The organism is Nonomuraea sp. N2-4H, from assembly GCF_045291505.1.
In the GTDB taxonomy this organism is placed as follows: Bacteria; Actinomycetota; Actinomycetes; order Streptosporangiales; family Streptosporangiaceae; genus Nonomuraea; species Nonomuraea fastidiosa.
Genome location: NZ_CP147987.1, coordinates 7516363 through 7535093, shown reverse-complemented (window position 1 = coordinate 7535093; position 18731 = coordinate 7516363). Strand labels below are relative to the sequence as shown.

At 71.2% G+C, this 18731-nt stretch carries 19 protein-coding genes; 5 read left to right on the top strand and 14 right to left on the bottom strand.

Features of this window, described 5'->3' with window-relative positions:
* Positions 1-7 precede the first annotated feature (7 nt).
* The 3 genes from WBK31_RS34805 to rho all read right to left on the bottom strand — a co-directional run bounded on the left by WBK31_RS34805 (position 8) and on the right by rho (position 4118).
* On the bottom strand, positions 8-1774 hold the full coding sequence (locus WBK31_RS34805; RefSeq protein ID WP_364061935.1) for a prolyl oligopeptidase family serine peptidase: 1767 nt from the start codon (positions 1772-1774) through the stop codon (positions 8-10).
* Between the two features lie 144 nt (positions 1775-1918).
* Positions 1919-2959 carry a putative RNA methyltransferase gene (locus WBK31_RS34800; RefSeq protein WP_406673790.1) on the bottom strand — a complete coding sequence of 347 codons (1041 nt, stop codon included), beginning with the start codon at positions 2957-2959 and terminating at the stop codon, positions 1919-1921.
* 37 nt (positions 2960-2996) lie between these two features.
* Positions 2997-4118, bottom strand: coding sequence for a transcription termination factor Rho (rho, locus tag WBK31_RS34795; RefSeq protein ID WP_364061941.1), 1122 nt, complete (start codon positions 4116-4118; stop codon positions 2997-2999).
* Between the two features lie 458 nt (positions 4119-4576).
* On the opposite strand from rho, the gene WBK31_RS34790 reads away from it, so the two are divergent.
* A complete protein-coding gene (locus tag WBK31_RS34790; RefSeq protein WP_364061944.1) occupies positions 4577-4720 on the top strand; it encodes a hypothetical protein in 144 nt (47 codons plus the stop codon).
* 9 nt (positions 4721-4729) lie between these two features.
* Positions 4730-5473, top strand: a complete 744-nt coding sequence (locus tag WBK31_RS34785; RefSeq protein WP_364061947.1) for an MBL fold metallo-hydrolase — start codon at positions 4730-4732, stop codon at positions 5471-5473.
* A 77-nt stretch (positions 5474-5550) separates the two neighbouring features.
* On the opposite strand, the gene WBK31_RS34780 is transcribed toward WBK31_RS34785, so the two are convergent.
* Positions 5551-7455 (bottom strand): nitrate- and nitrite sensing domain-containing protein, encoded by a 1905-nt coding sequence (locus WBK31_RS34780; RefSeq protein ID WP_364061950.1) that lies wholly within the window; start codon positions 7453-7455, stop codon positions 5551-5553.
* Between the two features lie 62 nt (positions 7456-7517).
* Here WBK31_RS34780 and WBK31_RS34775 point away from each other — a divergent pair, with 62 nt between their 5' ends.
* A complete protein-coding gene (locus tag WBK31_RS34775) occupies positions 7518-7943 on the top strand; it encodes a hypothetical protein (RefSeq protein WP_364061953.1) in 426 nt (141 codons plus the stop codon).
* Here the strand turns inward: WBK31_RS34775 and WBK31_RS34770 are convergent, their stop codons facing one another.
* Complete coding sequence (locus WBK31_RS34770; protein WP_364061956.1) at positions 7944-8300, bottom strand: hypothetical protein; 357 nt, start codon at positions 8298-8300, stop codon at positions 7944-7946.
* 74 nt (positions 8301-8374) lie between these two features.
* On the opposite strand from WBK31_RS34770, the gene WBK31_RS34765 reads away from it, so the two are divergent.
* Complete coding sequence (locus WBK31_RS34765; protein WP_364061959.1) at positions 8375-8902, top strand: DUF6886 family protein; 528 nt, start codon at positions 8375-8377, stop codon at positions 8900-8902.
* On the opposite strand, the gene WBK31_RS34760 is transcribed toward WBK31_RS34765, so the two are convergent.
* From WBK31_RS34760 to xylA, 9 genes are all read right to left on the bottom strand, one after another.
* The gene (locus tag WBK31_RS34760) at positions 8877-9839 is read right to left on the bottom strand and encodes a ketopantoate reductase family protein (RefSeq protein ID WP_406673789.1); all 963 of its coding nucleotides are present in this window, start codon (positions 9837-9839) and stop codon (positions 8877-8879) included. The two genes, WBK31_RS34765 and WBK31_RS34760, sit on opposite strands and share 26 nt — an antisense overlap.
* A 19-nt stretch (positions 9840-9858) precedes the next feature.
* Entirely contained in the window at positions 9859-10587 is a 729-nt protein-coding gene (locus WBK31_RS34755) for a glycosyltransferase family 2 protein (RefSeq protein ID WP_378785924.1), read from the bottom strand.
* A gap of 60 nt (positions 10588-10647) precedes the next feature.
* Positions 10648-11190, bottom strand: coding sequence for an AAA family ATPase (locus WBK31_RS34750; RefSeq protein ID WP_406673788.1), 543 nt, complete (start codon positions 11188-11190; stop codon positions 10648-10650).
* Positions 11187-12806, bottom strand: a complete 1620-nt coding sequence (lysS, locus tag WBK31_RS34745) for a lysine--tRNA ligase (RefSeq protein ID WP_378785925.1) — start codon at positions 12804-12806, stop codon at positions 11187-11189. The genes WBK31_RS34750 and lysS overlap by 4 nt, the downstream gene beginning before the upstream one ends.
* 47 nt (positions 12807-12853) lie before the next feature.
* Complete coding sequence (locus WBK31_RS34740; protein ID WP_364061973.1) at positions 12854-13075, bottom strand: hypothetical protein; 222 nt, start codon at positions 13073-13075, stop codon at positions 12854-12856.
* A 1-nt stretch (position 13076) separates the two neighbouring features.
* On the bottom strand, positions 13077-14414 hold the full coding sequence (locus tag WBK31_RS34735; RefSeq protein WP_364061976.1) for a S8 family serine peptidase: 1338 nt from the start codon (positions 14412-14414) through the stop codon (positions 13077-13079).
* 105 nt (positions 14415-14519) lie between these two features.
* Entirely contained in the window at positions 14520-15620 is a 1101-nt protein-coding gene (locus WBK31_RS34730; RefSeq protein ID WP_364061979.1) for a Gfo/Idh/MocA family oxidoreductase, read from the bottom strand.
* Positions 15617-16360, bottom strand: coding sequence for a sugar phosphate isomerase/epimerase family protein (locus WBK31_RS34725; protein ID WP_406673787.1), 744 nt, complete (start codon positions 16358-16360; stop codon positions 15617-15619). The genes WBK31_RS34730 and WBK31_RS34725 overlap by 4 nt, the downstream gene beginning before the upstream one ends.
* The gene (gene xylA / locus WBK31_RS34720; protein WP_364061985.1) at positions 16357-17511 is read right to left on the bottom strand and encodes a xylose isomerase; all 1155 of its coding nucleotides are present in this window, start codon (positions 17509-17511) and stop codon (positions 16357-16359) included. The genes WBK31_RS34725 and xylA overlap by 4 nt, the downstream gene beginning before the upstream one ends.
* A gap of 112 nt (positions 17512-17623) precedes the next feature.
* On the opposite strand from xylA, the gene WBK31_RS34715 reads away from it, so the two are divergent.
* Positions 17624-18712 carry an ROK family protein gene (locus WBK31_RS34715; RefSeq protein WP_406673786.1) on the top strand — a complete coding sequence of 363 codons (1089 nt, stop codon included), beginning with the start codon at positions 17624-17626 and terminating at the stop codon, positions 18710-18712.
* The last annotated feature ends 19 nt before the right edge of the window (positions 18713-18731 follow it).

Below are 18731 nucleotides of genomic sequence, written 5' to 3'. Positions count from 1 at the left end.
AGCGCGATCAGATGGGCCCGGCGTGCTTGCGCGCGAAGTCGAGCTGGATGGCCGTCTGCGCGATGCGCTCGGAGACCACCAGCGAGCCGCGGATCGCGTCGTAGGTGTAGACCTCGTGCTCGACGCCGTGCTCGGCCAGCCGCGCCACGTACTTCTCGATCTGCCGCAGCGGGCAGCGGGTGTCGTTCTCGCCGGCCAGGATCAGCAGCGGGGCCTTGATCCGGTCGACGTACGTGATCGGGGAGCTGGCCGCATACCGCTCGGGCTGCTCGTCGGGTGAGCCGCCGAACAGCGCCCGGTGGTAGGCGCGCAGGCTCTCGGCCTCGTCCTCGTACGACGTCTGGTGGCAGGCGATCGGTACCGCGGCGATGCCGCAGGCCCACAGGTCGGGCTGGGTGCCGAGGCCGAGCAGCGTGAGGTAGCCGCCCCACGAGGTGCCGGCGAGCACCGTCCGCGAGCCGTCCACGATGCCGTGCTCGACCACCTGCTCGCGCACGGCCGCGACGTCTGCCAGCTCGATGTGGCCGACGTCGCCGTGCAGCGCGTCGCGCCAGGCCGAGCCGTAGCCGGTGGAGCCGCGGTAGTTGACCCGCACGACCGCGAACCCGGCGTCCACCCAGGCCGCGACCTCCGGCGAGAACTCGTCGCGGTCGTGGCTGGACGGCCCGCCGTGCAGCAGGAACACCGCAGGGTAGGGGGCGGTGCCGACCTCCGGCCGCGACACCAGCGCGTGGATGCGCCCGCCCGCGCCCTCGACGTCGATGTCCTCGACCGGCACACTCGGCGGCGCGGGCGGCCCGAGCGAGTTGAGCACGACCTGGCCGCTGGTCGAGCGGATGACCGGCGGGCGCGACGCGCTCGACCACAGGTATTCGACGTGGCCGCCGGGCCTGGGCGCGGCCTCCTCGATCACGCCGTGCGGGGTCTCGATGGGGGTCAGGCCGCCGCCCCTGAGGTCGTAGCGGTGCAGGTACGTGCGGGCGCGGTGGTCGCGCAGGATGAGCAGGCCGCGGCCGTCGTCGTACCACTCGGCGGCGAGGTCGCCGGAGTCGCGCAGCCAGATCTCGCGCTGCTCGCCGGTCACCGGGTCCCACACCAGCGGCTCGCTGCGCTGCCTGCGCTCGTGCAGGGCGAGCAGGCGGCGGTCGCCGGCGACGGGCGCGAAGCTCAGGCCGGTCACGCCCTTGCGCGGGCCGTCGTACAGCTCGCCGACCGTGCGGCCGTTGTGGCGGACCACGCGCAGCGCCGGGTGGCGGAAGTCGCCGTACTCGCCGTGGTTGATGGCGATGAGCGAGCCGTCGAGCGACATGGCGGCCACCCAGGCGGCCTCGGTGTGCTCGTACAGGGTCTCGGTGGGCTCGCCGGGGCGTACGAGGTGCACGCGGAACTTGTCGCCGCCGGCCAGGCTGATGGCGGCGGAGCCGGTGATGGACAGGCCGATGCCGCTGGGCTGTCCCGGCTCCAGGTCGGTCGCGATGGGCTCGCTCGCACCGCCGGTGAACGGCTGGCGCCACCATCCGCCGAGCTCGTCGCCGTCGGTGTCGGCGAACCAGTAGATCCACTGGCCGGTGGGGTCGATGGCCGCGTACCTGGTGCCCTTGGGCTGGTCGGTGACCTGACGGACGGAGCCGGTGACGCGGTCCCAGGCGTAGACCTCCCACTTGCCGGTGGCGTTGGAGCGGTAGATGGAGCGGTTGGGGGCCTGTCGCGCCCAGGACGGCAGCGTCATGCGCGACGCACGGAACCTGGCCTGCCAGCGTTCCTCCGCCTTCATCCGGTGCGCCCCCTCCCATAGATGTCCCGCGCTCCGGGGCGTGGGATGTCGTCCAGTATTGCGCCTGCGCCGGGGAAATTCTCCGAGAATGTGGGGGAATTTCGGACTAAATGCCCCATCAGTAACACCGGTCGCACCTGCCCGTCAAGAAACGGTGCTTGAACGGGGTGCCGGTTCGAAGATGGACAGATGGAATGCCGCACGGGTAACTACACCGTGTTTTCCTGCGGCGACATTTCTTGCCACAAATGCGGCAATTCGCTCATCGAGCGTGGCCGGGTCGTTATGCCATGCATTCGGTCCCATACCGACGACCTGGGTGATGTCCCCATGCCCCAGCTCCATCTCGAAATCGATCGAGCGCCGGTCGATCTCCACGAAACCGTCGAGGCTGCGTGCCACCCTGCGCTCCTTCTCCTCGTCCACCGAGAGCAGCCCCAGCTCCTCGACCAGCGGACTCAGGTGATGCGGCGCCGGAGTGACGACCACGGCAGCGCCGCCGGGACGCAGGATGCGCCGGAATTCGGGCCCGTTTCTGGGCGCGAACACGTCGATCACCACATCGGCCACCCCGCTCCTGATCGGAAGCGGGCGCCACACGTCGGCCACGAACGCCCCTGCCCTGGGATGCACCCGCGCCGCCCGGCGTACAGCGTGCTTCGACACATCGAACGCCATCCCGATGCCATCGTTCATCGCATTGAGCACGGCCGCCAGATAATGTCCGGTGCCCGTGCCCGCGTCGACGACCACCGGCGAGATCCTGCCCTTCACGCCACGGTCATCGACGGTGTCCGGTTTCCGCCCGGAATCACCAAATCCCGGGCCGTCGCCGGCCTCCACTCCCGCCCCACGGTACGCCCTCAACTCCGCGCCGTCATTCGTTTCGGTAGAGGACTCATGTTCTGCCGCATCGATCCTGGTCAGGACGGCCTCGGCGAGCGCATTCGCGAGCGGCGCGTAGTGACCCTTGTCGAGAAACGCGGCCCTCGCCGCCACCATGGCGGCGGTGTCGGCGGTGCCCGGCGGTCGCGAGCCGACCAGCAGGCTGACGTATCCCTGCCGCGCCACGTCGAAGGAGTGCCCGGCGGCGCAGCGCAGGGCGCCGGCGTCGAGCCGCAGCCCGGCCTGGCGATCGACCCCGCAGACGGGACAGATGAGATGTTCGACGATGTCGGCCAGCATGCGGCCATTCTGGTGCACGCACAGGTGGGGTGCCGGATCAGGCCGCCGCGGCGGCGTCCATGAGAAAGGCGGCGTTGGACGGCGTCGAGCGCAGCCGCTCCACCAGTACCTCCATCTTGCGCGCCGGCTCCATCGCCGACAGCGAGCGGCGCAGCCGCCAGACGATCCGCCGCTCCTGCTCGTGCAGCAGGATCTCCTCGCGGCGGGTGCCGGAGGCGTCGAGATCGACGGCGGGAAACAGCCGCCGCTCCGCCAGCTCGCGGGTCAGGTGCACCTCCATGTTGCCGGTGCCCTTGAACTCCTCGTACAGGTTGTTGTCCATCCGCGAGCCCGTGTCCACCAGCGCGGTGGCGAGGATGGTGAGCGAGCCGCCGCCCTCGACGTTGCGCGCGGCCCCGAAGAAGCGCTTCGGCGGATACAGCGCGCGGGCGTCGATGCCGCCCGTCAGCACGCGCCCGCCGCCGGGCGCCACGTTGTTGTACGCCCGCCCCAGCCGCGTCAGCGAGTCCAGCAGCACCACCACGTCGCGGCCGGACTCGACGAGCCGCTTGGCCCGCTCGATGACCAGCTCGGCGAGCGCCGTGTGGTCGCGGTCGGGGTGGTCGAAGGTGGATGCGTACACCTCGCCGCCGATGCGGGCCCGCATGTCGGTGACCTCCTCGGGCCGCTCGCCGACGAGCAGCACCATGAGGTGGACTTCGGGGTGGTTACGGCTGATGCCGGCGGCCAGCGCCTGCATGACCATGGTCTTGCCGGCCTTGGGCGGGGCCACGATGAGGCCGCGCTGCCCCTTGCCGATGGGAGCGAACAGGTCGATGACGCGGGTGCTGAGCGACTCGGTCTCGATGCGCAGCCGCTCTGTGGGGTGTACGGGGGTGAGCGCGGCGAAGGCGGGCCGCTCGCGCCAGTCGGACAGGCCGTTGACCGCGTCGACGGCGATGAGCTTGTTGCCGGTGAAGCGCGCGGTGACGTGGTCGCCGGGGCGCAGGTCGTACTGACGGATCTTCTCCGGCGGGACGCGGACGTCGCCGGGTCCCGGCAGGTGGCCCGCCCGGATGAAGGCGGACTTGTCGCGTACGTCCAGCAGGCCGCGCTTCATCGAGCGGGCCTGGGCGGACGTGCGCTGCGCGGGAATGGTGTGCGCGGACGTTTCGAGCATGGTGAGCCCCTTGAGGGAGATACGCCTGATCGTGCCAAGGCGATCGGCTGGTGATGAAGAGAACGAAAAGAGCAGGGCCGCGCGCCGTACGGAAGACAAGCAGTCCGGAAGAGAAGGGCGGAGCCCGAGGTGAGAGCCAAGCGGAGCTGAAGCTCAACGCTTAGTCGGAAGATACCACACGATCTGGCTCATACAACGCCTAGCCCTGATGGGCTATTCCCGGGCTGTTCTCATGTCTTCGCACGCGCGCGAGTGTCTTGAGGGTGACAATGTTCTTGCGACACCGGCTCGCGAAGAAAATGACCGCAGCAGGTGTTCTCAACGACACAGAACCCACATCGGGCCCGGATCGGGGCCCCATCAGCGTGCCGCCATCGTGTTCAAGCGGCATGCAGGGACCCTGCAACCCGATGAGGGTTTGTATGACATAGGAAGAAAGACTCCTCAGGAGAGCACCCATGAAGACCGTCAACCGCTGCCCGCGGTGCCACCACGAGCTCGACGAGGGCCCGATCATCTACCGTTGCGCGCACTGCCGGCGCGCCGTCTACGCCGCCGACATCGAGAACGAGTACGTTCCGCGGGAGCCCGTCGCCGCCTAGGCTGGTCGGGTGCCACACCCTCCGATCAGCACCACCTCCGGCGTCGAGGTGACACCCCTCTGCGACGCCGTGGGACCCATGGGGCCGTCCATCGCCCGCCCGCCGGCCGAGTTGTTCCCCGGCTCCGGGCTGCCAGACGAGCCCTGGGTCCTCCACTTCCACTGCTATCTGATCCGCGACGCCGCGGGCCGGCTGACCCTGGTCGACACCGGCATCGGCGCCGCGGACTCCCCGGCGTCGAGCTGGGCCCCGGTTCCCGGCACGCTGCCCCGTGAGCTGGCCGCCGCCGGCGTCACGCCCGCCGAGATCGACACGGTCATCCTCACTCACCTGCACAGCGACCACGCCTCAGGCGCGGTCGCCGACGGCAGGCCGGTGTTCGAGAACGCGCGCCACGTGCTCCAGCGGGCCGAGCTCGACGCCGCGGGCGGCCGGATGCTCGACGAGATCGTCACCCCGCTCAAGGGACAGCTCCACGTCGTCGACGGCGACGCCGAGGTCGCGCCCGGCATCCACGTGCACGCCACGCCGGGACACACCCCCGGGCACCAGATCGCCCGCGCGGGAGAGCTGGCCATGACCGGCGACCTGGTCCTCCACCCCGTGCAGCTCGCCGACCCGGCCATCCGCTACCTCTACGACCAGGACCAGGAGACCGCCGCGCGCACCCGCGCCGAGATGCTCGCCGAGCTGAGGGCCGAGCGCGCGATCCTCGCCACCGCGCACTTCAGCGAGCCGTTCCACCGGCTCTGACACCGGCTCTGTCACCGGCCTGCTCGCAGGCCGGCTTCCACGTCGACGCCGGGCCCTCTGGTCGAAGGGTCCGGCGATCAGTTGTGCCCGGCCAGGGCGGGCTGGTCGGCGAGCAGCGACGACGGCAGCGCGACCCTGGCGGTCAGCCCGCCGTACGGCGAGGACACCAGCATGACCTTGATGCCGTGCCTGGCCGCCAGCCTGGAGACCACGAACAGGCCGAGCCGGTCGCTCTGCGCCAGGTCGAACTCGGGCGTGTTGGCCAGCCGGTCGTTCAGCTCGTCCAGCTCGGTCCTGGGCAGCCCGAGCCCGCGGTCCTCCACCTCGACCACCATGCCGTGCGGGCTGAGCGCGCTGCGCACGTCCACCCGGGTCTGCGGCGGTGAGAAGAGGGTGGCGTTCTCGATCAGCTCCGCCATCAGGTGGGCGACGTCGGTCACGGCCGAGCCGACCAGGAAGACGGGTGGCGGCGAGAGCACCTCCACCCGCTCGTACTCCTCCACCTCGGCGACGGCGGCGCGCAGCACGTCGAGCACCGGCACCGGCTTGCGCCAGGCCCGGCCGGGCGCCTGATCGGACAGGATGATGAGGCTTTCCGCGTGGCGGCGCATGCGGGTGGTGAGGTGGTCGAGCTTGAACAGGTCGGCCAGCGTCTCCGGCGCCTCGGTCTCCCGCTCCATGCTGTCGAGCTGCATGAGCTGGCGGTGCAGCAGCGACTGGTTGCGCCTGGCCAGGTTCACGAAGACCTGGCTGACGCCGTGCCGCAGCCGCGCCTGGTCCACCGCCGCCTCCACGGCCGTGGCCTGCACGTCGTTGAACGCCTTGACGATGTCGCGGATCTCCGTGGTGGTCGCCTCGACCTCAAGCGGCGTGATCTCGGCGGACGTGGGCGGCTCGGTGTTCGTCCGCAGCCGCTTGACCAGCCCGGCCAGCCGTACCTCGGCCAGCTCGGTGGCGGCGTCGCGCAGCGCGGCCAGCTCGCGTACCAGCCGCTTGCGGAAGCGCAGTGAGAACAGGATCGAGGCGACGACCGCGATGAGGCCGGCGCCGGCCGCCACGCCGATCTTGACGAGCATGCCGACCGCGGTCGGCCGCACCCGCTCGGCCAGCGCCCGCGTGCTCTCGGCCTGGTTGCGCTGCACCGCGGCCCACAGGTTCTCGCCGTCGATGGGCCAGGTGGCCGCCGCCGCGGGCAGGCCGTCGTTCGGCGACTGGTCCTTGACCGCGTCCTCGGTCGTCATCCACTCCTTGTAGACCGGCGAGCCCGACAGCCGCTCGTACGGCCCGCGCAGCCCGCCGTCCAGGTACGACATCGCCTGCGCGAACAGCAGCCGCCTGGTGGCCACCATGCCGGTGAACGCCTCGCGCTCGCGCCCGTCGAGGCGGCCCCTGGCCAGCACGGCCGCGATCACCGCGCGCTCCCTGGAGAGCACCTCGGTGGCCTCGCCCATCATGATCATCGCTCGTGCCTGCTGGTAGAGCGACTGCTCCGGCACCATGATCATGGCGTCGTACAGGCGGAACGAGGCGTCGGCGATCTGGTTGTAGTCGTCGATGACGTCGATGGGCTCGACGACGTTGACGTCCACCTGGCGGCGGATCTCGGAAAGCTGGTCGAGCTTGACGTTCAGCGCCTGGAGCTGGGTGGTCATCTCCGGCGGCAGGTCGCGCACGCCGCCCGCCGACGCGCGGAAGCGCTTGATCGCCTCGTCGGTCTTGCCGCGCTCCTTCTTCACCTCGGCGGCGTCGCGGTGGCCCATCATGTACTCGACAGAGGCCAGCCGTTCGTCCTGCAGCGCGACGTTGACCTGCGTGGACGGTCCTGTCAGGTGCTCCGCCATCTCGTTGGCCTCCAGCAGGCGCAGGCCGTCGCCGCCGGTCAGGCCGGCCGCGAACGCCCACAGACCCACCAGGGACAGCAGCGGAACGAGCAGGAGGACGAGCAGCTTGACGGTGATGGGGCGGCCACGCGTGGGGGGCATGCGACCTCCGGGTGCATGATGAGACCGCCTCGCAGATTACACCCCCCTTTGAGAGGATTTCCGTGCGTCTTCCGCGTTCTTTCTCCGGCTGGACCATAGGCGTCTTCGGCGTCCTCGCCTTCGCGCTGGGTCTGCTGGGCCTGATCTCGCCGGGCACGCTGCTCGCCATGCTCGGCTTCGAGGTGCCGGACGTGCGGCCCGCCGGCGACTACACGCTGGTCTACCTCGCCGCCTCATCGATGGCGGCGGTCAACATGGGCGCCTACTACGTCTTCGCCGCCGCGCACGACTACGCGCCGTTCTTCCGGTGGACGGTGCCGTTCCGGCTGGTCACGTTCACGGTCTTCACCACGCTGGTGGTGACGGGGGCAGCGCCGGGCGAGTTCTTCGGCGTCGGGCTGTGGGAAGGGCTCGGGGCCGTGATCACCGGGGTCGCGCTGTGGCGCGAGGGCAGGCTGCTGCCCCCGCGCCACGAAGCCACCGCCTGACTACCGGCGGTCCTCGGCGCGGCCGGCCACCAGGTGGTCGCCGTCGCCCGCGCGCTCGCGTTCGAGCCGCCGTTCCAGCTCGCGCTTCTCGTCCTCCAGCCGGGCGACCCGGTCGGAGGCCTCGGCCCGCGCGCTGCGCAGCCGGCGCCGCTGCCTGGCCGTCCTGCGCGAACCCGAGCCCATCAGCCAGAGGCCCACCAGCAGGAGCGCCGCCGCGGCGGCCCCCGTGAGGAACATCTCGACGTAGCCGAGCTCGAAGGTCTGGCCGAACAGGACGTACCTGGAGCTCTGCTCGACGAGCACCAGGGCGAAGGCGGCACCGGCGAGCAGGATCATGAGCAGTCCCAGCACGATCATCCAACTCACCCCTTGTCGGAAAGAGAGGCTTCCCACTGCCCGGAGATCGGCGGGATATGCGCGAGGATGGCGCTATGAGACCAGCGCCTGGGGAGGTTCTGCACTTCTCGGAAGACCCGACGATCACGCATTTCGCGCCGCACGTGGCGCCGACCAGCCGGCACAGCGAGGCGTACGTGTGGGCGGTCGGCCCCGACCGCTGCCCCGACTTCTGGTTTCCGCGCGCCTGCCCGCGGGCGATGGCCTGGGTGGGACCGCGCACCACCGAGCACGACGCGGCCCGCGTCCTCGGCGCCGGCTGCGGCCCGCGCGTGCACGCCATCGAGTACGGCTGGCTCAAGCCGATCATGAACGTCCGCCTGTACGCCTACCGGCTGCCCGCCGGCACCTTCAAGCCCATCGGCGACCCGCCGACGGCCATGGTCTCCACGGTGCCGGTGACGCCGCTCGGCCCGCCTGAGCCGGTGGGCGACCTGCTGGCGCTGCACGAGGAGGCGGGCATCCAGCTCAGGGTGCTGGACAACCTCTGGCCGTTCTGGGACGAGGTGATCACCAGCACCCTGGAGTTCAGCGGGATCAGGCTGCGGAACGCGCGTCGATGAGCGCGCGCACCTGATCAGGGGTCATCGAGCCGGGGGCGAGCCGCTCGCGGGCGACCCTGTTGGCCTCGCGCCGCAGCGTCTCGTTGACCGGCGTCGGCACGCCGTGCTGCCGGCCGATGAGCACGATCTCGCCGTTGAGGTAGTCGGACTCGATCGAGCCGCTGCCCCTGGCCAGGCTCTGCCAGGACGATCCGCCGGCGCGCTCGACGCCCTCGATGGGCCTCGCGTCCACCTTGTGGCCGCGGACCTCGGCCTCCTCCTCGGGCGTGTTGTAGGCGATGCCGGCCCGGTCGAGCACGGTGCGCGCCTCGGCCCTGGCCAGCTCGGCGAGGTCGGACATGCCGGGCACGTGGCCGACCAGCGCCTCCACGGCGTTGGCCAGGTTGCCGAGCAGCTTGCCGTACTTCCAGCGCATCACGTCGGGCGAGGTGCGCCCGACCAGGCCGTGCTTGCCGAGGTCGGTGGCGATCTGCTCGGCGAGGTCGTCCACGCCCTGGGGATAGCGTCCGACGTGCAGCATCCCCGAGTACGGGTACCCGTGCGCCGCCACGGTGCCCGGTGCGGGGATCTGGGCCGGCAGCCACACGCACATGCCGTAGACGCGCTCGAAGCGCCGCAGCGCGATGCGCTCGTTGGCGACGCCGTTCTGGGCGCACACCACGGGCAGGTCGGGCGACCACGGGGCCAGCGCGGTGATCGTGTCCTGCGTCTTGGTGGCCACGACGAGCACGTCGTCGTCGCGGGTGGGGATCGGGCCGTCGGCGGCGGGGATGGGCAGGGTCTCGGTGGAGTCGGGGGTGATCAGGCGCAGGCCGTCACGCTTGAGAGCCTCGTAGTGTGCCCCGCGCGCGATCAGGACGACCTCGTGCCCGCCTTGGAACAGGCGGCCCCCGATCGTGCCCCCGACCGCTCCTGCTCCGATCACTATGTAGCGCATTGTTCGAGGATGTCACTCCTCATTTCGCCAGCGCCACCTGGGTCCTGCCCGTCACGGCGGCCCCGCGCGACCGCTCGCGCCAGATGGTCCGCAGCACCCGCCAGCCGTCGCGTACGGCGTGCAGGTTGCTGGCGCCGTGGATGCGGGAGCGCTCGCGGCTTGGGACCTCGCGGATGACCAGGCCGGCCTGGGCGGCGCGGACGTTCATCAGCGTCTCGATCTCGAAGCCGTCGCAGTCGAGGTCGAGCACCTCCAGGTGGCGCCGCCAGAAGGCGTTGTAGCCGTAGCAGAGGTCGGTGTAGCGGGTGCCGTAGAGCAGGTTGGTGACCGCGGTGAGGAACCTGTTGCCGAGCGAGCGGATCGGGCTGAGGTCGTCCGAGCCGCCACCAGGGGCGTACCTGGAGCCCTTGGCGAAGTCGGCGCCGTTGATGAGGGTGGCGACGAAGGAGCGGATCTCCCTGCCGTCGGTCGAGCCGTCGGCGTCGATCATGACGATGATGTCGCCGCGGGCGGCCTGGAAGCCCTCGATGAGCGCGTTGCCCTTGCCGCGCCGGCTCTGGGTGACGACCCGGAGGTCAGGGCGCAGCCTGCGCGCGACGGCGACGGTGTCGTCGGTCGAGTTGCCGTCGACGAGGATGACCTCGTCGATCCAGTCGGGCAGCGTGGCGAAGACGTGAGGAAGGTTCTCGGCCTCGTTCATCGCGGGGACGATGACACTGACGCTCGCGGCGAAAGGCGGCTTGTTCATGCCACAAAGCTTTCCCCGTGCACATGCAAGCCGCTTGATGATTTCTTGCAGCGGCGGTGGTTATTCCGGCGCGCCCGCTATTTGCGCCTCTCCGGCCCTGGAAATGATCTCGTCGATGGTCTCGTCCGGCGTTTGGCGCGAGGTGTCGAGCCACAGGCCGATGCGCGGCGTCTCCTCCCTGAGTGCGGCGTCTAGCTGGGAGATCGTCCATCCGCTGCCGTAGCCGGTCTTGGCGCGGGCGGTCTCGCGGCGCTCAACGGTGGCGGGGTCGGGAGCCAGTACGATCACATAAAGCGGCCGTGATCGTATTATTTCTGTAAATAGCTGTAAATCGCGGCCAAGAACGACATCTTGAACGATTGCCGTAAATCCGGCATCGCAATAGGTATCGGCCGTTGCGGCCGCCAGGCGATAACGCATATGAAGCTGGCGCACCGCCTCGGCATCCGCCTCCGGCGTCATCTCGGCGCGCCCGCCGACCACCATCCGGCGGAACACGTCGCCCCGCACGTGCGCCGATCGCGGCAGCCGCTCGGCCAGGCGCTGCGCCACCGTGGACTTGCCGGCCGCCGAGATGCCGGTGATGAGGATGACTCCCCTCATGCACCCACCAGCTTGCGCACCCGGTCGGCGCCCACCGCCATGAGCAGCGTGGGCAGCCTGGGGCCGGTGTCGCGGCCGACCAGCAGCTTGTACAGCAGCGCGAAGAAGGCCCGCTGCGCCGCCTTCAGCTCGGGCGTGGCCTTCGCGTCCGGCGGCAGGCCCGCCTGGATCTTGGGCACGCCGTACACGAGGTCGGTCAGGCCGTCGAGCGTCCAATTGTCGAGGCCGTCGGCCAGTAGCCGCAGCGCCTCGCGCTCCTCGTCGCCGAGCGAGCCGAGCAGCTCGTGGTCGGGCGACTCGCGCACCCGCGTGCGCTGGTCGGCGGGCAGGTGTTCGGCCACCCAGCGCTGCGCCCTGTCGAGCCGGGGGCGCGCCGCGTCGAGCGACTCAACGCCGTCGAGGTCGCGCAGGATGCGCAGGGTCTGCTCGGCGTGGCCGGTGGTGATGTCGAGCACCGAGGCGAGCGTGCGGTAGGCCACCGGATGCGGCGTCATCGGCAGCGGGCCCGCGGCGGTGGACACGGCCCTGGTATAGGCCGCCAGCTCGGCGGGCTGCGCCCGGCCGCTGTCGACCTTGCGGCCGAGCGCGTCCCACTCGTCGTACAGCCGCTGGATCTCGTGGTCGAAAGCGATCTTGAACGACTGGGCGGGCTTGCGGCGGGCGTACAGCCAGCGCAGCACCGGCGCCTCCATGATGCGCAGCGCGTCGGACGGCGTCGGCACGTCGCCCTTGGAGCTGCTCATCTTGGCCATGCCGGTGATGCCGACGAACGCGTACATCGGCCCGATGGGCTGCTCGCCGCCGAACACCTCGCGGACGATCTGCCCGCCCGCGACCCACGCCGACCCCGGCGAGTGGTGATCGACGCCCGACGGCTCGAAGATCACCCCCTCGTAGGCCCAGCGCATCGGCCAGTCGACCTTCCAGACCAGCTTGCCCTTGTCGTGCTCGGCCAGGCGCACGGTCTCGCCGAAGCCGCACTCGCAGGTGTAGGCGAGCTCGGTGGTCTCGTCGTCGTACGCGGTGACCGTGGTCAGGTCGCGCCCGCACAGCTCGCAGTACGGCTTGTACGGGAAATACTCGCCCTCCCGCGCCGGCTCGCCCTGCTGCTTGGTGCGGTAGCGGGAGAGCACGGCGTCGATCTTCGCCCGCTCGCGCACCGCCAGCAGGATCTGCTCGCGGTAGGCCCCCGACGTGTACTGCTCGGTCTGGCTGATGGCGTGGACCTCGACGCCCAGCTCGGCCAGCGCCTCCAGAAACGGTGCCTTGAAGTGCTCGGCCCAGGTGGCGTAGGGGCTGCCCGGCGGAGCCGGCACCGCGCTCAGCGGCTTGCCGATGTGCTCGGCCCACGACGGGTCGATGCCCGCGGGCACCCTGCGGAAGCGGTCGTAGTCGTCCCACGACAGCAGGTGGACGCACTCGTGGCCGCGCCGCCTGATCTCGTCGGCGACCAGGTGGGGCGTCATGATCTCGCGCAGGTTGCCCAGGTGGATCGGGCCCGACGGGCTCAGCCCTGAGGCGCAGACGATCGGCCGGCCGGGCGCGCGCCGCTCCGCCTCGGAGATCACCTCGTCTGCGAACCTGGAGACCCAGTCGGTCTCCCTACTGTCAGCCATCGCAGCATTGTCGCGGCTCCGCGAGCCGTAAGCCAACGCAATACGGCTCATGAGGAGTCATCGGGCTCGATGCGGGGGTCGGCGAAGACCTCGGCCAGCTCGTGGCTGACCCGCCGCGCGGCCTCGTCGGTGACCCTCAGGACGTGGCGTCCGGGGGCGACGGGCACGAGCCCGAAGCCGGCGTCGGCGTCGTCGTCGGACAGGCCGAGCAGGCGCAGCGCGTCGCCCAGGGTGGCGTCCGGCGGCAGGCGTACCTGGATCATCGCCATCTCAGGCAGCGCGGGTGCGGTTCTGCCTGGCGAGCGCGGCGAGCACGGCGGGCGGATCGATGACGCCGAAGCCGTAGTCGTAGTCGAAGCCGACCGTGCTGCGGTCGTCGGCGGTGCGGTGGAGCAGCGTACGGAGCTGGGCGGGCGACAGATCGGCGGCCGAGCGGCGCGTCCTGACGGCGGCCACCACGCCGGCCGCGACCGGGCAGGACGCCGAGGTGCCGGTGTCGGCAGGACCGACCGCGCCGGAGCCGGCGAAGTGCGTGTAGGCGCACAGGTCGGGCTTGCGCTCCGACAGCCTGCCGGGCCCCTGCGAGGAGTAGCCGACCCGCTCGCCCCGCGTGTCGACGCCGCCGACGGACAGCACGGCGGGGTGCGAGTTGGCGCCCACGATCGTCCTGTCGGGGTAGCCGCAGCGCCCGTCGGGGCACTCGCGGCCGCAGTTTCCCGCCGAGAACAGGATGTCGGCGCCCGTGCCCTCCAGGCTGCCCACGATCACGTTGAACGGGTGCGCCGGGTTGTCGGAGTAGTTGCCCGGGTGACCGGGCGGGAAGTCCATGTCGGGCGAGAACAGCCCCCAGCTGTTGCTCACCACCAGCGCTCTGGACTCGGCCGGCATGGCCCGCAGCACGCGGTCGAGGTGGGCGTAGGCGGCCAGCGCGTCCGACAGCAGGCCGTCGGCGAGCGAACCGCCCTCGCGCCTGCTGAGCAGCACGGGGATGTCGAGCAGGGTCGCCTTGGGCGCGGCGAGCAGCACGTCGAACGCGCACATCGTGCCGTGGTCCACCGGGTGGCGGCCGGGCCGCGCGGGCACGCCCGGCGGGCTCCAGCTCCGCTGGGCGTCGAGCGTCACCTCGTGGCCGATGCGGGCGGCGACGTGATCGGCATTGACGCCGCCGTCGACGATCGCGACCGTGACGCCCTCGCCGTCGTGGCCCGCCGACCACAGCTCCTCGGCGTGCAGCAGCCGCCTGACCTCCTGCCAGTCGCCCACGGGGCCGTCGCCGCCGCAGACGGGATGGGGCTGGATGTGGGGGTCGGCGAAGACGCCCGCGACCTCGCGTACGGAGGAGGTCAGCAGCGCCGACCTGGTGGCCAGGTCGCCGTCGGCGATCTCGCCTCTGACGAGCACCGAGGCGTCTTCCGGCGCCATTGAGAACTGCATGCGCTGATAAGGCGAGAGCGAGACCGGGCGGGGCACCGCGACGGGCTCGAACGCCTCGTCGATGGCGACTCCCGGCAGGTCGCCCGCGACGTCGCCCGCCGCGCTGGCGGCGCCGGTGTCCATCACCGACGCGACGACGTCGGGGGCCGGCCGGAGCTGGATCATGACACGCATGGGCATCCCCTTGAGCTTTCGGTTACCGCATGATTACCCATCGTAATCATCGAGGATGCCTGTGTGACCGGACCCGGCATCGGGCCCGGTCACACGCGATCTTCTTTACAGGGTGGCGGCGTACGGGTCCCAGTCCTCCGGCAGCGGCGCCGGAGCCTCGGGAGCGGAGTCGATGTCGCGGAACTCGGACCGCTCGCCCGACTCCGTGATCGCCGACATCAGTTCGAGCACGTGGTAGGTCAGCTCGCCGGACGCGCGGTGCGGCACGCCTGCGCGGATCGACCTCGCCATGTCGAGCACGCCGATGCCCCGCCCCGCCGTCGTGCCGGTGACCGGCAGCTCACGCCAGTCGGCGTCGGCCGGCCCGCGCACCAGCAGCGGCCCCTCGAACGTGTTGGGATCGGGCAGCGAGAGCGCGCCCTCGGTGCCGATCACCTCGATCATCCGCTTGCTGATCGGCGAGTCGAAGCTGAACGTGGCCGACGCCGTCGCCGTGCCGGGGAAGTCCAGCAGGGCGTTGACGTGGGTGGGCACGTCCACCGGGAAGAGCTTGCCCGCCTTCGGCCCCGAGCCGACCACCCGCTGGTCGCGGGCCTTGCGCGTGCCGGCCGCCACCCGGACGGCGGGACCGAGCAGCGCGACCAGCGCCGTCAGGTAGTAGGGACCGAGGTCGAACAGCGGGCCGCCGCCCGGCTGGTAGAAGAACTCCGGGTTGGGGTGCCACGACTCCGGCCCGAGGCTCTGCGTGGCCGCGGTGACGGCCACCGGCTTGCCGATCGTGCCGGAGGCGAGCGCCCGCAGCGCCGACTGCAGGCCCGCGCCGAGGAACGTGTCGGGCGCGCCGCCCACCCGCAGCCCGCGGTTCGCCGCCTCGGACATGACCTTGGAGGCCTCGCCGGTGGTCATCGCCATCGGCTTCTCGCCGTACACGTGCTTGCCGGCGCGCAGGCTCTCCAGCGCGACGGCCGCGTGCGCGGACGGGACGGTGAGGTTGACGACGATCTCCACCTCGGGCACGGCGAGGGCGTCGGCGAGCGTGCCGGACACCTCCACGCCGTGCTCGCGGGCCACGGACGCGGCCCTGCCGGTGTCGATGTCGGCGACGGCGAGCACGCGCACGTCGGGGAAGGAGGTGAGGTTGCTGAGGTACTGGCCGCTGATCACACCGGCGCCGACGATCGCGACGCCGACCGGGCCGTTGCTCAAGAGCCCTCCAAGGAGGTGAGATACGTGTGGCTGTCCGCCAGGGCGGCGAAGACGTCCGTCGCGCACTCGTCGAGCTCGACCACGCGCCGGGCGCCGGGGGCGGCGGCCAGGATCGCCGGCACCGGCATGGCGCCCGCGCCGACCGCCGTGTGCGGCTCGCCCTTGACCACCGGGCCGTCCTTGACGTGCAGCGCCTCCACCCGGCCCGCCAGGCGGCCGAGCAGGGCGGGCACGTCGGCGCCGCCCACGGCCGCCCAGTAGGTGTCGATCTCCAGGAACACCTCGGGCGCCAGCAGGTCGGCGAGCACCTCGATGGCGTGCCTGCCGTCCACCTGCGGCTCGATCTCCCACCAGTGGTTGTGGTAGCCGAGCCGCACGCCGTGCCGGGCCGCCTGCTCGGCCAGGCCGTTGAGCAGGTCGGCGGCCCGGCCGAGGCCGTCGCGGGTGGTGAACTCCTCCTCCGCGATCCCGGCCGGGACGATCACCTTGTCGGTGCCGATGGCGGCGGCCGCGTCGAACACCTCGGCGGGTTCGCGCTGCAGCAGCGCGATCGCGTGCGTGCCCGACACGCTCAGCCCCAGATCGTCGGCGACCGCGCGGAAGCCCTTCGGGTCGTTCAGCGGGTCGAAGGGCTCGACGGCGCGGTAGCCGGCCTCGGCGACGCGGCGCAGCGTGGCGTCGCGGTCTTCGGCCAGCGCCTCGCGGACGGTGTAGAGCTGGACGCTGAGCGGCCTGCTCATCCGCGCACCCCGAGCAGGTGCTCGAGGGCGAGCTGGTTGAGCCGGGTGAAGTGGAAGCCGCGGGCGGCCGCCTCGTCCACGTCGAAGTCGTCCTTGGCGAGGTCCTGCCAGGTCTCGCCCTCGGCGAGCGTGGGCTTGCCCAGCTCGTCCACGCGCGAGGCCTTGAGCGCCTCCTGCACCTCGGGGTCGGCGCGGAAGGCGCGCGACTTCTCCTTGAGGATCAGGTACGTGCGCATGTTCGCCGCGGCGGAGTCCCACACGTCCTGCTTGTCCTCGGTGCGCAGCGGCTTGTAGTCGAAGTGGCGCGGGCCGTCGTAGCCGCCGTTCTCCAGCAGGTCCACCAGGAAGAACGCGCTCTTCAGGTCACCGTGGCCGAAGATGAGGTCCTGGTCGTACTTCGGGCCGTGCTGGCCGTTGAGGTCGATGTGGAAGAGCTTGCCGTGCCACAGCGCCTGGGCGATGCCGTGGACGAAGTTGAGCCCGGCCATCTGCTCGTGGCCGACCTCCGGGTTGAGGCCCACCATCTCGGGGTGCTCCAGCTCGTTGATCAGCGCCAGGGCGTGGCCGATCGTGGGCAGGAGGATGTCGCCGCGCGGCTCGTTCGGCTTCGGCTCGATGGCGAAGCGGATGTCGTAGCCCTTGTCGATGACGTACTGGCACAGGAGGTCCAGGCCCTCCTTGTAGCGGTCCAGCGCGGCCTTGACGTCCTTGGCGGCGTCGGACTCGGCGCCCTCGCGGCCGCCCCAGCACACGTACGTCTTCGCGCCGAGCGAGGCGGCGAGGTCGAGGTTCCGCATGACCTTGCGCAGCGCGTAGCGGCGGACGTCGCGGTCGTTGCTGGTGAACGCACCGTCCTTGAACACCGGGTGGGTGAACAGGTTGGTGGTGGCCATCGGCACCTTCATGCCGGTCTCGTCGAGCGCCTTCTTGAAGGCGGCGATGGCCTTCTCGCGGTCGGGCTCGACGGCGAGCAGGTCGTCGTCGTGGAACGTGACGCCGTACGCGCCGAGCTCGGAGAGGCGGTGGACGGTCTCCACCGGGTCGAGCGGCGGGCGGGAGGCGTCGCCGAACGGGTCGCGGGCCTGCCAGCCCACGGTCCACAGGCCGAAGGTGAAACGGTCCTCGGGAGTCGGCGTGAAGGAAGCGGTCATTTCGGGCCCCTGTAACTTTTAGTCCATAATCTGTACTTATCCTGAGGAGGTGGGCACCGTGTCGTCAAGAGGGGTCAGGCACGATTCCATGCGTGCCCGTAACCTGGCCGTAGTGCTGGCGACCATCCACCGATCAGGACCTCACACCCGCGCGGCGCTGGCCGAGCGGACCGGGCTCACCAAGACCACCGTATCCAGCCTGGTCGCCGACCTCCTGGAGGCGGGCGCGGTGACCGAGACCGGCGCCGTGCGCGCGGGCGAGCGCGGGCGGCCCGGCGTGGCGGTCAGCCTCAGCGGGCACCGGGTGGCCGCGCTCGGGCTGGAGATCAACATCGACTACCTCGCCGCCTGCGTCGTCGATCTCACCCGTACGGTCCGGGTGCGGCACATCATCCCCGCCGACAACCGCAACTCCGACCCCGCCGTCATCCTGGAACGCCTGCGCGGCCTGGCCAAGGAGATCACCGCCGAGGCCGCCGCCGAGGGGCTGCGCGTCATCGGGGCGGCGCTGGCCGTGCCCGGCCTGGTCGAGGGCGGCATGCTGCGCAGCGCCCCGCACCTCGGCTGGCGCGACGTACGCGTGGCCGATCTAGTGGACGTGCCCCTGGAGATCGACAACGAGGCCAACCTGGCGGCGCTCGGCGAGCTGTGGTTCGGCCCGCGCGAGAGCGACTTCCTCTACGTCTCCGGCGAGATCGGCATCGGCGCGGGCCTCGTCGTGCAGGGCGGCGTGTTCAGGGGCACGTACGGGCTGGCCGGCGAGCTCGGCCACGTCGTGGTCGTGCCCGACGGGCCCGGCTGCCGCTGCGGCGGGCGCGGCTGCCTGGAGGTGTACGCGGGCCAGGACGCGCTCCTCGGCGACCTCGGCTCGGTGACCGAGCTGGTGCGCGTGCTGGAGTCGGGCGACGAAGCGGCACTTGAGGCGTGCCGGCGGGCGGGTCACGCGCTCGGCGTCGCGCTCACCTCGGCCGTGCACCTGCTCGACCCCGGCACGATCGTGCTCGGCGGCATCTTCGCGCCGCTGTTCCCCTGGCTGTCGGAGCCGGTCTCCGCCGGCCTGGAGACCAGGCTCGGGCAGATGCGCGGCGCGCCGCCCGCGCTCGCCGTCTCGTCCACCGGCTCCGACGCCGCCGTGCTGGGGGCGGCCGGGCTGGTCATCCAGCAGATCATCGCCGAGCCCGCCAAGCTGCTCGGCCTCTGACCGGCCTATGAACGCCCGG